Source organism: Pseudomonas sp. GP01-A4 (assembly GCF_058780865.1).
In genome coordinates, this window is sequence record NZ_JBYSWF010000017.1 from 75,244 (window position 1) to 88,639 (window position 13,396).

Annotated in this window: 24 protein-coding genes; all 24 read right to left on the reverse strand. The window is 54.3% G+C overall.

The genetic code is table 11. The features are described from left to right. Positions 1-2 precede the first annotated feature (2 nt). Positions 3-179 (reverse strand): 50S ribosomal protein L30, encoded by a 177-nt coding sequence (gene rpmD / locus AC3WKX_RS12755; protein ID WP_003186033.1) that lies wholly within the window; start codon positions 177-179, stop codon positions 3-5. Positions 180-181: 2 nt separating this feature from the next. Then, positions 182-682, reverse strand: coding sequence for a 30S ribosomal protein S5 (gene rpsE / locus AC3WKX_RS12760; protein WP_003186035.1), 501 nt, complete (start codon positions 680-682; stop codon positions 182-184). A gap of 3 nt (positions 683-685) precedes the next feature. Further along, a complete protein-coding gene (rplR, locus tag AC3WKX_RS12765) occupies positions 686-1,036 on the reverse strand; it encodes a 50S ribosomal protein L18 (RefSeq protein WP_003186037.1) in 351 nt (116 codons plus the stop codon). A 10-nt stretch (positions 1,037-1,046) separates the two neighbouring features. Continuing rightward, positions 1,047-1,580, reverse strand: a complete 534-nt coding sequence (gene rplF / locus AC3WKX_RS12770) for a 50S ribosomal protein L6 (protein ID WP_003176412.1) — start codon at positions 1,578-1,580, stop codon at positions 1,047-1,049. Positions 1,581-1,592: 12 nt separating this feature from the next. Beyond that, positions 1,593-1,985 carry a 30S ribosomal protein S8 gene (gene rpsH / locus AC3WKX_RS12775; RefSeq protein WP_003186040.1) on the reverse strand — a complete coding sequence of 131 codons (393 nt, stop codon included), beginning with the start codon at positions 1,983-1,985 and terminating at the stop codon, positions 1,593-1,595. Positions 1,986-2,193: 208 nt separating this feature from the next. Beyond that, positions 2,194-2,499 carry a 30S ribosomal protein S14 gene (rpsN, locus tag AC3WKX_RS12780; protein ID WP_003176414.1) on the reverse strand — a complete coding sequence of 102 codons (306 nt, stop codon included), beginning with the start codon at positions 2,497-2,499 and terminating at the stop codon, positions 2,194-2,196. Positions 2,500-2,512: 13 nt separating this feature from the next. Further along, the gene (gene rplE, locus AC3WKX_RS12785; RefSeq protein ID WP_003210069.1) at positions 2,513-3,052 is read right to left on the reverse strand and encodes a 50S ribosomal protein L5; all 540 of its coding nucleotides are present in this window, start codon (positions 3,050-3,052) and stop codon (positions 2,513-2,515) included. 20 nt (positions 3,053-3,072) lie between these two features. Beyond that, positions 3,073-3,387, reverse strand: a complete 315-nt coding sequence (rplX, locus tag AC3WKX_RS12790) for a 50S ribosomal protein L24 (RefSeq protein WP_007896770.1) — start codon at positions 3,385-3,387, stop codon at positions 3,073-3,075. A gap of 11 nt (positions 3,388-3,398) precedes the next feature. Continuing rightward, positions 3,399-3,767 (reverse strand): 50S ribosomal protein L14, encoded by a 369-nt coding sequence (gene rplN, locus AC3WKX_RS12795; RefSeq protein WP_002555479.1) that lies wholly within the window; start codon positions 3,765-3,767, stop codon positions 3,399-3,401. A 23-nt stretch (positions 3,768-3,790) separates the two neighbouring features. Next, a complete protein-coding gene (gene rpsQ / locus AC3WKX_RS12800) occupies positions 3,791-4,057 on the reverse strand; it encodes a 30S ribosomal protein S17 (protein WP_003176419.1) in 267 nt (88 codons plus the stop codon). Positions 4,058-4,059: 2 nt separating this feature from the next. Then, a complete protein-coding gene (gene rpmC, locus AC3WKX_RS12805) occupies positions 4,060-4,251 on the reverse strand; it encodes a 50S ribosomal protein L29 (RefSeq protein ID WP_002555481.1) in 192 nt (63 codons plus the stop codon). Further along, positions 4,251-4,664, reverse strand: coding sequence for a 50S ribosomal protein L16 (gene rplP, locus AC3WKX_RS12810; protein WP_003210075.1), 414 nt, complete (start codon positions 4,662-4,664; stop codon positions 4,251-4,253). Before rplP ends, rpmC begins: the two co-directional genes overlap by 1 nt. A 12-nt stretch (positions 4,665-4,676) precedes the next feature. Then, positions 4,677-5,363, reverse strand: a complete 687-nt coding sequence (gene rpsC / locus AC3WKX_RS12815; protein ID WP_003176422.1) for a 30S ribosomal protein S3 — start codon at positions 5,361-5,363, stop codon at positions 4,677-4,679. Between the two features lie 13 nt (positions 5,364-5,376). Further along, a complete protein-coding gene (gene rplV / locus AC3WKX_RS12820) occupies positions 5,377-5,709 on the reverse strand; it encodes a 50S ribosomal protein L22 (protein WP_003210077.1) in 333 nt (110 codons plus the stop codon). 13 nt (positions 5,710-5,722) lie between these two features. Continuing rightward, positions 5,723-5,998: a 30S ribosomal protein S19 gene (gene rpsS / locus AC3WKX_RS12825; RefSeq protein WP_002555486.1), complete on the reverse strand. Its 276-nt coding sequence runs from the start codon at positions 5,996-5,998 to the stop codon at positions 5,723-5,725. A gap of 16 nt (positions 5,999-6,014) precedes the next feature. After that, positions 6,015-6,839, reverse strand: coding sequence for a 50S ribosomal protein L2 (rplB, locus tag AC3WKX_RS12830; protein WP_003210080.1), 825 nt, complete (start codon positions 6,837-6,839; stop codon positions 6,015-6,017). Positions 6,840-6,853: 14 nt separating this feature from the next. Then, positions 6,854-7,153 carry a 50S ribosomal protein L23 gene (gene rplW / locus AC3WKX_RS12835; RefSeq protein ID WP_002555488.1) on the reverse strand — a complete coding sequence of 100 codons (300 nt, stop codon included), beginning with the start codon at positions 7,151-7,153 and terminating at the stop codon, positions 6,854-6,856. Beyond that, the gene (gene rplD / locus AC3WKX_RS12840; protein WP_003210082.1) at positions 7,150-7,752 is read right to left on the reverse strand and encodes a 50S ribosomal protein L4; all 603 of its coding nucleotides are present in this window, start codon (positions 7,750-7,752) and stop codon (positions 7,150-7,152) included. Before rplD ends, rplW begins: the two co-directional genes overlap by 4 nt. Before the next feature lie 12 nt (positions 7,753-7,764). Continuing rightward, entirely contained in the window at positions 7,765-8,400 is a 636-nt protein-coding gene (gene rplC / locus AC3WKX_RS12845) for a 50S ribosomal protein L3 (protein WP_003194649.1), read from the reverse strand. Positions 8,401-8,481: 81 nt separating this feature from the next. Continuing rightward, positions 8,482-8,793, reverse strand: a complete 312-nt coding sequence (gene rpsJ, locus AC3WKX_RS12850) for a 30S ribosomal protein S10 (protein WP_003210084.1) — start codon at positions 8,791-8,793, stop codon at positions 8,482-8,484. Positions 8,794-8,934: 141 nt separating this feature from the next. Further along, entirely contained in the window at positions 8,935-10,128 is a 1,194-nt protein-coding gene (gene tuf / locus AC3WKX_RS12855) for an elongation factor Tu (RefSeq protein ID WP_003210085.1), read from the reverse strand. 30 nt (positions 10,129-10,158) lie between these two features. Next, positions 10,159-12,264, reverse strand: coding sequence for an elongation factor G (fusA, locus tag AC3WKX_RS12860; protein ID WP_003210087.1), 2,106 nt, complete (start codon positions 12,262-12,264; stop codon positions 10,159-10,161). A gap of 30 nt (positions 12,265-12,294) precedes the next feature. Continuing rightward, positions 12,295-12,765: a 30S ribosomal protein S7 gene (gene rpsG / locus AC3WKX_RS12865; RefSeq protein ID WP_002555493.1), complete on the reverse strand. Its 471-nt coding sequence runs from the start codon at positions 12,763-12,765 to the stop codon at positions 12,295-12,297. Positions 12,766-12,883: 118 nt separating this feature from the next. Beyond that, on the reverse strand, positions 12,884-13,255 hold the full coding sequence (rpsL, locus tag AC3WKX_RS12870; RefSeq protein WP_002555494.1) for a 30S ribosomal protein S12: 372 nt from the start codon (positions 13,253-13,255) through the stop codon (positions 12,884-12,886). Between the last annotated feature and the right edge of the window lie 141 nt (positions 13,256-13,396).

Consider the following 13,396-nt stretch of genomic DNA (forward strand, 5'->3'; position numbering starts at 1 on the left):
AATTAACCCTCGACACGCAGCATGTAGTAAGCCTTGTTGATCATCCCGCGATTCTCGGGAGTATCAAGTACTTCTACAGTGTGACCGATGCGACGCAGACCCAAACCCTTAACGCACAATTTGTGGTTAGGGATGCGGCCGGTCATGCTTTTGATCAGCGTTACTTTAACGGTAGCCATGATCAGAAGATCTCCTTGACGCTTTTGCCACGCTTGGCGGCAATGGATTCAGGAGACTGCATTGCTTTCAAACCCTTGAAAGTGGCGTGAACCACGTTCACCGGGTTAGTCGAGCCGTAGCACTTGGCCAGAACGTTCTGAACGCCAGCAACTTCGAGGACAGCACGCATAGCGCCGCCAGCGATGATACCGGTACCTTCAGAGGCAGGCTGCATGTACACCTTCGAAGCGCCGTGAGCGGACTTCATTGCGTACTGCAGAGTAGTGCCGTTCAGATCAACTTGGATCATGTTGCGACGAGCAGCTTCCATTGCCTTCTGGATCGCAGCAGGCACTTCACGTGACTTGCCACGGCCGAAGCCAACGCGCCCTTTACCATCACCTACCACGGTCAACGCGGTGAAAGTGAAGATACGGCCGCCTTTAACGGTTTTGGCTACGCGGTTAACTTGAACCAGCTTCTCAATGTAGCCTTCGTCGCGCTTTTGGTCGTTATTTGACATAACTTAGAACTCCAGCCCAGCTTCACGAGCAGCATCAGCCAGCGCTTTCACGCGGCCGTGGTACTTGAAGCCAGAGCGGTCGAAAGCCACTTGCGAGACGCCGGCGGCCTTAGCACGCGTAGCGACCAGCTGGCCAACCTTAGTGGCCGCGTCGATGTTGCCAGTGGCACCATCACGCAGTTCTTTATCCAAAGTCGAGGCGCTTGCCAGGACTTTGTTGCCGTCGGCCGAGATGACCTGGGCGTAGATGTGCTGCGACGAGCGGAACACGCAGAGACGCACGACTTCGAGTTCGTGCATTTTCAGGCGTGCTTTGCGAGCGCGACGCAGTCGAGTAACTTTTTTGTCGGTCATTTGCTATGCCCTACTTCTTCTTGGCTTCTTTACGACGGACGACTTCGTCCGCGTAGCGCACACCTTTGCCTTTGTACGGCTCTGGTGGACGGAAGTCGCGGATCTCAGCGGCCACCTGACCTACCAGCTGCTTATCAATACCCTTGATCAGGATATCGGTTTGGCTAGGGGTCTCAGCGGTGATGCCTTCCGGCAGTTCGTAATCCACTGGGTGCGAGAAGCCAAGGGCCAGGTTCAGAACCGTGCCTTTTGCTTGCGCTTTGTAACCAACACCGACCAGCTGGAGCTTGCGCTCGAAGCCTTGGCTTACGCCTTGGACCATGTTGTTTACCAACGCACGAGTGGTACCGGCCATTGCGCGAGTTTGTTGATCGCCATTGCGAGCAGCGAAACGCAGCTCACCAGCTTCTTCAACGATCTCAACGGACGAATGGATGTTCAGTTCCAGAGTGCCCTTGGCACCCTTCACCGAAAGCTGTTGGCCTGCGAATTTTACTTCGACACCGGCTGGCAGCTTAACGGGGTTCTTAGCGACGCGTGACATGCTTATCCCCCCTTAGAACACAGTGCAAAGAACTTCGCCGCCGACACCGGCAGCGCGCGCAGCACGATCCGTCATCACACCTTTGTTGGTGGAGACGATAGACACACCGAGACCGCCACGAACTTTTGGCAGATCATCAACGGACTTGTACTGACGCAGGCCTGGACGGCTAACGCGCTTCACTTCTTCGATGACCGGACGGCCTTCGAAGTACTTCAGCTCGATGGACAGCAGTGGTTTGATTTCGCTGCTGATCTGATAACCCGCAATGTAGCCTTCGTCTTTCAGGACTTTGGCAACAGCAACCTTCAACGTGGAAGATGGCATGCTTACGACGGACTTTTCAGCCATCTGGGCATTACGGATACGAGTTAGCATGTCCGCTAACGGGTCCTGCATACTCATGGCTAGACGCTCCTAATACAAAAAAATTAGCCTTGCGGCCATTACGTGTCGCCGAGAATCTCCGAGCACAAAACACACGGGCTCAGGCGAGCCGCGTATTTTAGACACACTCCGGAAATGAAACAAGCCCCAAAAGGGGCTTGTTCCAGATTCTAGGCCACCGGCGGTCAGTATCTTGCGATCCTGGCCACCGAGACTTCGAACGTACTTACCAGCTGGCTTTAACCAGACCTGGTACGTCACCACGCATTGCCGCTTCACGCAGTTTGTTACGGCCAAGGCCGAACTTGCGGTAAACGCCGTGTGGACGACCGGTCAGGCGGCAGCGGTTACGCATGCGCGAAGCGCTTGCGTCACGTGGCTGCTTCTGCAGAGCAACTGTAGCTTCCCAACGCGCTTCTGGACTTGCGTTCAGATCAACGATGATTGCTTTCAGTGCTGCACGCTTCTTGGCGTACTTGGCAACCGTGAGCTGACGCTTCAGCTCGCGGTTTTTCATGCTCATCTTGGCCATGGTCCTACTCCAATCAGTTGCGGAACGGGAATTTGAACGCACGCAGCAGAGCGCGGCCTTCATCATCGTTCTTGGCAGTGGTGGTCAGGGTGATGTCCAGACCGCGGAGAGCATCGATCTTGTCGTAGTCGATTTCCGGGAAGATGATCTGCTCTTTAACGCCCATGCTGTAGTTACCACGACCATCGAAGGACTTGGCATTCAGGCCGCGGAAGTCGCGGACCCGAGGCAGGGAGATCGACAGCAGACGATCCAGGAATTCGTACATACGCTCACGGCGCAGAGTCACTTTGACGCCGATCGGCCATCCTTCACGGACTTTAAAGCCAGCGATGGATTTACGAGCGTAGGTCACAACGACTTTTTGGCCGGTGATCTTTTCCAGGTCAGCAACAGCGTGCTCGATGACTTTTTTGTCGCCGATCGCTTCGCCCAGACCCATGTTCAGGGTGATTTTGGTAACGCGCGGAACTTCCATCACGTTCGAAAGCTTAAGTTCTTCCTTAAGTTTCGGTGCGATTTCCTTCCGGTAAATCTCTTTTAGTCGTGCCATGGTCTTCTACCTAGCAGTGTTCAAGCATCAACCGCTTTTTGGGTCGACTTGAAGACACGAATTTTCTTACCGTCTTCTACTTTGAAACCAACGCGGTCAGCCTTGTTGGTTTCGCCGTTGAAGATGGCGACGTTAGAAGCGTGCAGTGGCGCTTCTTTCTCGACGATACCGCCTTGTACGCCCGACATCGGGTTAGGCTTGGTATGACGCTTGACCAGGTTCAGACCACCAACGACCAGACGGTCATCAGCAAGAACCTTCAGCACCTTACCGCGCTTACCTTTGTCTTTGCCGGCGATCACGATGATCTCGTCGTCACGACGAATCTTTTGCATGTCGGATCTCCTTACAGCACTTCTGGGGCGAGCGAGACGATCTTCATGAACTTCTCAGTACGAAGTTCACGGGTCACTGGCCCAAAGATACGGGTGCCGATCGGCTCTTGCTTGTTGTTCAGAAGAACAGCAGCGTTGCCATCAAAGCGGATAATGGAGCCATCTGCACGGCGTACGCCGTGACGAGTGCGGACTACAACAGCAGTCATCACTTGGCCTTTTTTCACTTTACCGCGAGGAATTGCTTCCTTCACGGTAACTTTGATGATGTCACCGATACCAGCGTAACGACGATGGGAGCCACCCAGCACCTTGATGCACATAACGCGGCGTGCGCCGCTGTTATCGGCCACATCGAGCATGGATTGAGTCTGAATCATATAATTTCTCCGACCCCTAGTCCTTAGACTTCCACAGCGCGTTCGAGAACATCAACCAGGGCCCAAGACTTGGTCTTGGCCAACGGACGAGTTTCACGAATAGTGACTTTGTCGCCGATGTGGCACTGGTTGGTTTCGTCGTGCGCGTGCAGCTTAGTCGAACGCTTAACGTATTTACCGTAGATCGGGTGCTTAACGCGACGCTCGATCAAAACGGTGATGGTTTTGTCCATCTTGTCGCTGACAACACGGCCAGTCAGCGTACGGACAGTCTTTTCGGCTTCAGCCATGATCACTTACCTGCCTGCTGGTTGAGCACAGTCTTCACGCGAGCAATGTCACGCTTAACTTGCGAGAGCAGATGAGACTGCCCCAACTGGCCAGTTGCTTTCTGCATACGCAGATTGAACTGGTCGCGCAGCAGGCCGAGCAGTTGCTCGTTCAGCTGCTGTGCGGATTTTTCACGAAGTTCATTCGCTTTCATCACATCACCGTCCGTTTAACAAAGGAGGTGGCGAGCGGCAGCTTTGCAGCAGCCAGGGCGAAAGCCTCACGCGCCAGCTCTTCAGTAACACCCTCGATTTCATACAGGACTTTGCCTGGCTGAATCTGGGCAACCCAATATTCCACGTTACCCTTACCTTTACCCATCCGAACTTCGAGGGGCTTTTTGGAGATAGGCTTGTCCGGGAATACACGGATCCAGATCTTGCCGCCACGTTTAACGTGACGGGTCAGTGCACGACGCGCTGACTCGATCTGACGAGCGGTGAGACGACCACGAGCTACAGACTTCAGCGCATATTCGCCGAAGCTGACTTTGCTACCGCGCTGAGCCAGACCACGGTTGTGGCCTGTCATCTGCTTGCGGAACTTCGTACGCTTTGGTTGCAACATTTGGCGTACCCCTTACTTAGCAGCTTTTTTACGAGGCGCTGGTGCTTGTGGTTTCAGTTCTTCTTGGCGACCACCAATTACTTCGCCTTTGAAGATCCAAACCTTTACACCGATCACACCGTAGGTGGTGTGAGCTTCGTAGTTGGCATAGTCGATGTCGGCACGCAGGGTGTGCAGTGGCACACGACCTTCGCGATACCATTCAGTACGTGCGATTTCAGCACCGCCGAGACGACCGCTCACTTGGATTTTGATGCCTTTGGCACCAATGCGCATGGCGTTCTGTACTGCGCGCTTCATAGCGCGACGGAACATAACGCGACGCTCCAGCTGCTGAGCTACGCTCTGCGCAACCAGCATACCGTCGAGCTCCGGCTTGCGGATCTCTTCGATATTGATGTGCACAGGCACACCCATTTGCTTGGTCAGGTCCTGACGCAGTTTCTCAACATCTTCACCTTTCTTCCCGATAACGATACCTGGACGAGCGGTGTGGATGGTGATACGTGCAGTTTGAGCAGGACGATGGATATCGATACGGCTCACGGACGCGCTTTTTAGTTTGTCTTGGAGATACTCACGCACCTTCAGATCAGCGAACAAGTAGTCCGCATAAGTCCGACCGTCTGCGTACCAGACGGAGGTGTGCTCCTTGACGATTCCCAGGCGAATGCCAATGGGATGTACTTTCTGACCCATCTCTTCGACTCCGTTACTTGTCAGCAACCTTGACAGTGATATGGCAAGACCGCTTGACGATGCGATCAGCTCGGCCTTTGGCACGAGGCATGATGCGCTTCAGCGAACGCCCTTCGTTGACGAAAACGGTGCTGACCTTCAGGTCATCAACGTCTGCGCCTTCGTTGTGCTCGGCGTTGGCTACGGCCGACTCCAGCACTTTCTTGATGATCTCGGCGGCTTTCTTACTGCTGAAAGCCAACAGGTTGAGCGCTTCGCCCACCTTCTTCCCGCGGATCTGGTCGGCGACCAAGCGGGCTTTCTGGGCGGAGATTCGAGCGCCCGACAACTTAGCGGCTACTTCCATCGTTCCTTACCCCTTAACGCTTGGCTTTCTTGTCTGCCACGTGCCCACGATATGTGCGGGTACCGGCAAACTCGCCTAGTTTGTGGCCGACCATGTCTTCGTTCACGAGAACTGGAACATGTTGACGACCGTTATGCACTGCAATGGTCAGACCGACCATTTGTGGCAGGATCATCGAACGACGCGACCAGGTTTTCACCGGTTTGCGATCGTTCTTTTCCGCCGCCACTTCGATCTTCTTCAGTAGGTGAAGATCAATAAAAGGACCTTTTTTCAGAGAACGTGGCACTGTCGTATCCCTCTATTTACTTGCGACGACGGACGATCATTTTGTCGGTACGCTTATTACCACGAGTCTTCGCGCCCTTAGTCGGGAAGCCCCATGGCGATACCGGATGACGACCACCAGAGGTACGACCTTCACCACCACCGTGTGGGTGGTCAACCGGGTTCATGGCAACACCACGAACGGTTGGGCGAACGCCACGCCAGCGTTTGGCACCAGCTTTACCCAGCGAACGCAGGCTGTGCTCGGAGTTCGAGACTTCGCCCAGGGTCGCACGGCATTCAGCCAATACTTTACGCATTTCACCAGAGCGCAGACGCAGGGTCACGTAGACACCTTCACGAGCGATCAGCTGAGCCGAAGCACCAGCGGAACGAGCGATTTGCGCGCCTTTACCCGGCTTCAATTCGATGCCGTGTACGGTGCTACCAACTGGAATGTTGCGCAGTTGCAGAGCGTTGCCCGGCTTGATCGGTGCCAAAGCACCTGCGATCAGCTGGTCACCAGCACTCACGCCTTTAGGGGCGATGATGTAGCGACGCTCGCCATCTGCGTACAGCAGCAGAGCGATGTGAGCAGTACGGTTTGGATCGTATTCGATACGCTCGACAGTGGCAGCGATGCCATCTTTGTCGTTGCGACGGAAGTCGACCAGACGATAATGCTGCTTATGGCCACCACCGATGTGACGAGTGGTAATACGACCATTGTTGTTACGACCACCAGTCTTCGACTTCTTCTCGAGCAGCGGTGCGTGAGGAGCGCCTTTATGCAGCTCCTGGTTGACCACCTTGACCACAAAACGGCGGCCAGGGGAAGTCGGTTTGCATTTAACGATTGCCATGATGCACCCCTTCCTTACTCAGCACTGCTGCTGAAATCGAGATCTTGGCCTGGCTGAAGGGAGATAACTGCCTTCTTCCAGTCATTACGCTTGCCCAGACCGCGAGCAGTGCGCTTGCTCTTACCCAGAACATTCAGGGTAGTAACACGCTCTACTTTCACGCTGAACAGGCTTTCGACGGCCTTCTTGATTTCCAGCTTGGTTGCGTCAGTTGCAACTTTGAAAACGAACTGGCCTTTCTTGTCAGCCAGAACCGTAGCCTTTTCGGAAACGTGCGGGCCAAGCAGAACTTTAAATACGCGTTCCTGGTTCATCCCAGCAGCTCCTCGAATTTCTTCACGGCCGACACGGTGATCAACACCTTGTCGTATGCGATCAGACTAACTGGATCGGAACCTTGCACGTCACGTACATCAACGTGTGGCAGGTTGCGAGCAGCCAGGTACAGGTTCTGATCAACAGCTTCAGACACGATCAGGACGTCAGTCAGGCCCATGCCGTTCAGCTTGTTCAACAGATCTTTGGTTTTCGGCGCTTCAACAGCGAAGTCCTGAACCACGACCAGACGATCAGTACGCACGAGTTCAGCAAGGATGGAGCGCAGTGCTGCGCGATACATCTTCTTGTTGAGCTTCTGGGTGTGATCCTGTGGACGTGCTGCGAAAGTGGTACCGCCGCCACGCCAGATTGGGCTACGGATAGTACCGGCACGAGCGCGGCCAGTACCTTTCTGACGCCAAGGGCGCTTACCGCCACCACGAACGTCGGAACGGGTCTTTTGCTGCTTGCTACCTTGACGGCCGCCGGCCATGTAGGCCACGACTGCTTGGTGAACCAGCGTCTCGTTGAATTCGCCGCCAAATGTCAGTTCGGAAACTTCGATCGCTTGAGCGTCATTTACGTTTAATTGCATGTCAGCTTCCCCTTAACCGCGAGCCTTGGCCGCTGGACGTACAACCAGGTTGCCGCCAGTAGCGCCAGGAACAGCACCCTTGACCAACAACAGATTGCGTTCAGCGTCGACGCGCACTACTTCGAGGGACTGCACGGTCACGCGCTCAGCGCCCATATGACCGGACATTTTTTTGCCCTTGAATACACGACCAGGAGTCTGGCACTGGCCAATAGAGCCCGGGACGCGGTGGGAAACGGAGTTACCGTGAGTGTTGTCTTGGCCACGGAAATTCCAACGCTTGATCGTACCCTGGAAGCCTTTACCCTTGGACTGACCGGTTACATCAACCAGTTGACCAGCGGCGAAGATTTCAGCGTTGATCAGATCGCCAGCCTGGTAGTCGCCGTCTTCAAGACGGAACTCCATGACAGTACGACCAGCTGCAACGTTTGCTTTAGCGAAGTGACCTGCTTGAGCAGCAGTCACACGCGAAGCACGACGCTCGCCGACAGTGACTTGCACTGCACGATAGCCATCGGTTTCTTCAGTTTTAAACTGGGTGACGCGATTCGGTTCGATCTCAATGACCGTGACCGGAATGGAGACACCTTCTTCGGTGAAAATACGGGTCATACCGCATTTACGACCGACTACACCAATAGTCATGTTGTAAACCTCATGAGTGTACGGGGCTTTCACCCGCTATGGCCGCCCATTTCAGAGCGTTACACGACTAAGACCCAAGTCTTAGCCGAGGCTGATCTGTACTTCCACACCGGCCGCCAGATCAAGCTTCATAAGTGCATCAACGGTTTTATCCGTTGGCAGGACGATGTCCAGCACGCGCTTATGAGTACGGATCTCGTACTGGTCACGCGCGTCTTTGTTGACGTGCGGGGAGACCAGAACGGTGAACCGCTCTTTACGGGTAGGCAGTGGAATTGGACCACGCACTTGAGCACCAGTACGTTTCGCGGTTTCCACGATTTCCTGGGTGGATTGGTCGATCAGTTTGTGGTCAAAAGCCTTCAACCTGATACGAATTTGCTGATTTGCCATTGGATTTCAGACTCCGGCTGCTATTCCCAGCGAGCGCAACACGCCCGTTAAAAGGAGGCGCAATTCTATAGACGCCCCATATGGGTGTCAACTCAATAAAAAAGCCCCCGCTGAGCGGGGGCTTTTTCAAGTCATCACTTATTAAGCGATGATTTTGGCTACGACGCCAGCGCCGACGGTACGACCGCCTTCACGGATAGCGAAACGCAGACCATCTTCCATTGCGATGGTTTTGATCAGGGTGACAACCATTTTGATGTTGTCGCCTGGCATTACCATTTCAACGCCTTCCGGCAGTTCGCAGTTACCGGTCACGTCAGTGGTCCGGAAGTAGAACTGTGGACGGTAGCCTTTGAAGAACGGAGTGTGACGACCGCCTTCTTCTTTGCTCAACACGTACACTTCAGCTTCGAAGGTAGTGTGCGGCTTAACCGAACCTGGCTTGACCAGAACCTGGCCACGCTCAACGTCGTCACGCTTGGTACCACGCAGCAGAACGCCGCAGTTCTCGCCTGCACGACCTTCGTCGAGCAGTTTACGGAACATTTCAACACCGGTGCAGGTGGTGACGGTAGTGTCACGCAGACCAACGATTTCCAGTGGATCTTGAACCTTAACGATACCGCGCTCGATACGACCAGTCACAACAGTACCACGACCGGAGATCGAGAATACGTCTTCGATTGGCATCAGGAACGGCTTGTCGATAACACGAACTGGATCTGGGATGTAGCTGTCCAGAGTCTCAACCAGTTTACGAACGGCAGTGGTGCCCATTTCGTTGTCGTCAAGACCGTCCAGAGCCATACGAGCAGAACCGATGATGATCGGAGTGTCGTCGCCTGGGAAGTCGTAAGTGCTCAGCAGATCGCGCACTTCCATCTCAACCAGTTCCAGCAGCTCAGCGTCGTCTACCAGGTCAGCCTTGTTCAGGAAAACCACGATGTACGGAACGCCTACCTGACGGGACAGCAGGATGTGCTCACGGGTTTGTGGCATCGGACCATCAGCGGCCGAGCAAACCAGGATCGCGCCGTCCATCTGGGCAGCACCGGTGATCATGTTCTTCACATAGTCAGCGTGACCTGGGCAGTCAACGTGAGCGTAGTGACGGATCAGCGAGTTGTATTCAACGTGCGCGGTGTTGATGGTGATACCACGAGCTTTTTCTTCTGGTGCGCTGTCGATCTTGTCGAAGTCAACACGAGCCGAACCGAAAACTTCGGAGCAGACGCGAGTCAGAGCAGCGGTCAGAGTGGTTTTACCGTGGTCAACGTGGCCGATAGTGCCAACGTTTACGTGCGGTAGGGAACGATCAAATTTTTCTTTAGCCACGACAATTAACTCCTTGCCTAAAGGACTGAATCAGCCTTGTTTTTTGGATACAGTTTCAGCGATGTGCGCCGGAGCTGTGTTGTATTTTTTGAATTCCATAGAGTAGCTTGCGCGACCCTGAGACATGGAACGAACGTCGGTCGCATAACCGAACATCTCGCCCAACGGAACCTCGGCACGAATCACTTTGCCGGAAACCGTATCTTCCATACCCAAGATCATGCCGCGACGACGGTTAAGGTCGCCCATCACGTCACCCATGTAGTCTTCAGGCGTAACGACTTCTACTGCCATGATTGGCTCAAGCAACTCACCACCGCCCTTCTGGGCCAGTTGCTTGGTAGCCATGGAAGCAGCCACCTTAAACGCCATCTCGTTGGAGTCGACGTCGTGGTAAGAACCGTCAAAAACGGTCGCCTTCAGGCCGATGAGCGGATAGCCGGCAACAACACCGTTCTTCATCTGCTCTTCGATACCCTTCTGGATAGCCGGGATGTATTCCTTAGGAACAACACCGCCCACTACTTCGTTCACGAATTGCAGACCTTCCTGACCTTCATCAGCAGGAGCAAAACGGATCCAGCAATGGCCGAACTGGCCACGACCGCCGGACTGACGAACGAATTTGCCTTCGATTTCGCAGTTCTTCGTGATGCGCTCACGATAGGAAACCTGAGGCTTACCGATGTTGGCTTCGACGTTGAACTCACGGCGCATCCGGTCAACCAGGATGTCCAGGTGAAGCTCGCCCATGCCGGAGATGATCGTTTGACCAGTCTCTTCATCAGTCTTGACGCGGAAAGATGGATCTTCCTGAGCAAGCTTGCCCAGAGCGATACCCATTTTTTCCTGGTCATCCTTGGTCTTAGGCTCAACGGCAACCGAAATAACCGGCTCCGGGAAGTCCATGCGAACCAGGATGATTGGCTTGGCAGCGTCGCACAAGGTCTCACCAGTGGTGACGTCCTTCATGCCGATCAGGGCCGCGATGTCACCAGCGCGTACTTCCTTGATCTCTTCACGGGCGTTTGCGTGCATTTGCACCATACGACCCACACGCTCTTTCTTGCCTTTAACCGAGTTGATCACGCCGTCGCCGGAGGCCAACACGCCCGAGTAAACGCGGACGAAGGTCAAAGTACCCACGAATGGGTCAGTAGCGATCTTGAACGCCAGAGCCGAGAACGGCTCGCTGTCATCGGCGTGACGCTCCATCTCTTCTTCCTCGTTATCAGGGTTGGTACCCTTGATAGCAGGAATGTCGGTTGGAGCAGGCAGGTAGTCGATAACGGCGTCGAGAACCAGGGGAACACCCTTGTTCTTGAAGGAAGAACCGCAAACAGCCAGAACGATCTCACCAGCGATAGTACGCTGACGCAGAGCGGCCTTGATTTCCACGTTGGTGAGTTCTTCACCTTCGAGGTACTTGTTCATCAGCTCTTCGCTGGCTTCGGCAGCAGCCTCAACCATGTTGTTACGCCACTCGTCAGCCAGCTCCTGCAGTTCTGCAGGGATAGGCTTACGAACAGGAACCATGCCTTTGTCAGCGTCATTCCAGTAAACAGCTTCCATGTTGATCAGATCGATCTGACCCTGGAAGTTGTCTTCGGAACCGATAGCCAACTGGATTGGCACCGGAGTGTGACCCAGACGCTGTTTGATCTGACCGATCACGCGCAGGAAGTTGGCACCAGCACGGTCCATCTTGTTTACGTAAACAAGACGTGGAACGCCGTACTTGTTGGCCTGACGCCATACGGTTTCCGACTGAGGCTCAACACCCGAAGTACCGCAGAACACAACGACAGCGCCGTCGAGTACACGCAGGGAACGCTCAACTTCAATGGTGAAGTCTACGTGGCCCGGGGTATCGATTACGTTGAAGCGGTGCTCGTCCTTGTACTGCTTCTCGGAACCTTTCCAGAAGGCGGTAATAGCAGCAGAAGTAATGGTAATACCACGCTCCTGCTCCTGAACCATCCAGTCTGTGGTCGCGGCGCCGTCATGCACCTCGCCCATTTTGTGACTTTTGCCGGTGTAAAACAGTACGCGCTCGGTGGTGGTGGTTTTACCAGCATCCACGTGAGCAACGATACCGATGTTACGGTAGCGGCTAATCGGAGTAGTACGAGCCATAAAGCCCTCGCAAAATTAGTGAAGCTAGAATTAGAAGCGGTAGTGCGAGAAAGCTTTGTTGGCTTCAGCCATACGGTGCACGTCTTCACGCTTCTTAACAGCAGCACCTTTACCTTCAGCAGCGTCCAACAGTTCGCCAGCCAAACGCAGGGCCATAGACTTCTCGCCGCGCTTACGGGCGAAGTCTACCAACCAGCGCATTGCCAAAGCGTTACGACGGGACGGGCGAACTTCAACCGGAACCTGGTAAGTAGCACCGCCTACACGGCGCGACTTCACTTCGACCAGCGGAGCGATGGCGTCGAGAGCTTTCTCGAAGATTTCCAGGGGGTCGCTGTTCTTGCGTTCTTTAACCTTTTCCAGCGCGCCATAAACGATACGCTCGGCAACGGCTTTCTTGCCGCTTTCCATTACGTGGTTCATGAACTTGGCCAGGATTTGGCTTCCGTATTTTGGATCGTCAAGCACTTCGCGCTTGGCTGCTACGCGTCTTCTTGGCATGGATAAGCCCTCAAACGGTCTTCAGGTTCGCTCGGAATCGGTGCCCTTTCGGGACGCCTCCGACCTTACTCTTATCGACTCAGAAAATAAGATGATTCAGTTTTACAAAAAGCCGCTACTACTTAGGCTTCTTGGTACCGTACTTCGAACGACCCTGGTTACGACCTTTAACGCCGGAAGTATCCAAGGAGCCGCGTACGGTGTGGTAACGAACACCTGGCAAGTCTTTTACACGACCGCCGCGGATCAGTACCACGCTGTGCTCTTGCAGGTTGTGACCTTCACCGCCGATGTACGAGGAAACCTCGAAACCGTTGGTCAGGCGCACACGGCATACTTTACGCAGTGCCGAGTTAGGTTTTTTCGGCGTAGTGGTATACACGCGAGTGCATACGCCACGACGTTGCGGGCAGTTCTGCAGCGCAGGCACGTCGGATTTCTCGACGATACGCTTACGCGGCTGACGTACCAGCTGGTTGATAGTTGCCATCTACTAGCTCCACTGTTGTCTTGCGACGCTATTGTCTTGCAAGAAAAGCAAAATGGCAGGAACGAATTCCCGCCAAATTTAGGGGTACAAGAGTCTAAAGAGGATCTTGTCCCCAGTCAAGGCAAGGCCCCGACCTCCCCT

Excerpts from the sequence above, each read along its gene's own strand:
- rplP (WP_003210075.1), bottom strand. The coding sequence starts at position 4,664 with ATGTTGCAACCAAAGCGTACGAAGTTCCGCAAGCAGATGACAGGCCAC.
- rplE (WP_003210069.1), bottom strand. The coding sequence starts at position 3,052 with ATGGCACGACTAAAAGAGATTTACCGGAAGGAAATCGCACCGAAACTT.
- rpsL (WP_002555494.1), bottom strand. The coding sequence starts at position 13,255 with ATGGCAACTATCAACCAGCTGGTACGTCAGCCGCGTAAGCGTATCGTC.
- rpmD (WP_003186033.1), bottom strand. The coding sequence starts at position 179 with ATGGCTACCGTTAAAGTAACGCTGATCAAAAGCATGACCGGCCGCATC.
- rplC (WP_003194649.1), bottom strand. The coding sequence starts at position 8,400 with ATGACTATTGGTGTAGTCGGTCGTAAATGCGGTATGACCCGTATTTTC.
- rplX (WP_007896770.1), bottom strand. The coding sequence starts at position 3,387 with ATGCAAAAGATTCGTCGTGACGACGAGATCATCGTGATCGCCGGCAAA.
- rpsJ (WP_003210084.1), bottom strand. The coding sequence starts at position 8,793 with ATGGCAAATCAGCAAATTCGTATCAGGTTGAAGGCTTTTGACCACAAA.
- rplW (WP_002555488.1), bottom strand. The coding sequence starts at position 7,153 with ATGAACCAGGAACGCGTATTTAAAGTTCTGCTTGGCCCGCACGTTTCC.
- rpsG (WP_002555493.1), bottom strand. The coding sequence starts at position 12,765 with ATGCCAAGAAGACGCGTAGCAGCCAAGCGCGAAGTGCTTGACGATCCA.
- rplR (WP_003186037.1), bottom strand. The coding sequence starts at position 1,036 with ATGACCGACAAAAAAGTTACTCGACTGCGTCGCGCTCGCAAAGCACGC.
- rplF (WP_003176412.1), bottom strand. The coding sequence starts at position 1,580 with ATGTCACGCGTCGCTAAGAACCCCGTTAAGCTGCCAGCCGGTGTCGAA.
- rplB (WP_003210080.1), bottom strand. The coding sequence starts at position 6,839 with ATGGCAATCGTTAAATGCAAACCGACTTCCCCTGGCCGCCGTTTTGTG.
- rpsQ (WP_003176419.1), bottom strand. The coding sequence starts at position 4,057 with ATGGCTGAAGCCGAAAAGACTGTCCGTACGCTGACTGGCCGTGTTGTC.
- rplD (WP_003210082.1), bottom strand. The coding sequence starts at position 7,752 with ATGCAATTAAACGTAAATGACGCTCAAGCGATCGAAGTTTCCGAACTG.
- fusA (WP_003210087.1), bottom strand. The coding sequence starts at position 12,264 with ATGGCTCGTACTACTCCGATTAGCCGCTACCGTAACATCGGTATCGTT.
- rpsC (WP_003176422.1), bottom strand. The coding sequence starts at position 5,363 with ATGGGTCAGAAAGTACATCCCATTGGCATTCGCCTGGGAATCGTCAAG.
- rpmC (WP_002555481.1), bottom strand. The coding sequence starts at position 4,251 with ATGAAAGCGAATGAACTTCGTGAAAAATCCGCACAGCAGCTGAACGAG.
- rpsE (WP_003186035.1), bottom strand. The coding sequence starts at position 682 with ATGTCAAATAACGACCAAAAGCGCGACGAAGGCTACATTGAGAAGCTG.
- rpsH (WP_003186040.1), bottom strand. The coding sequence starts at position 1,985 with ATGAGTATGCAGGACCCGTTAGCGGACATGCTAACTCGTATCCGTAAT.
- rpsN (WP_003176414.1), bottom strand. The coding sequence starts at position 2,499 with ATGGCCAAGATGAGCATGAAAAACCGCGAGCTGAAGCGTCAGCTCACG.
- rplV (WP_003210077.1), bottom strand. The coding sequence starts at position 5,709 with ATGGAAGTAGCCGCTAAGTTGTCGGGCGCTCGAATCTCCGCCCAGAAA.
- rplN (WP_002555479.1), bottom strand. The coding sequence starts at position 3,767 with ATGATTCAGACTCAATCCATGCTCGATGTGGCCGATAACAGCGGCGCA.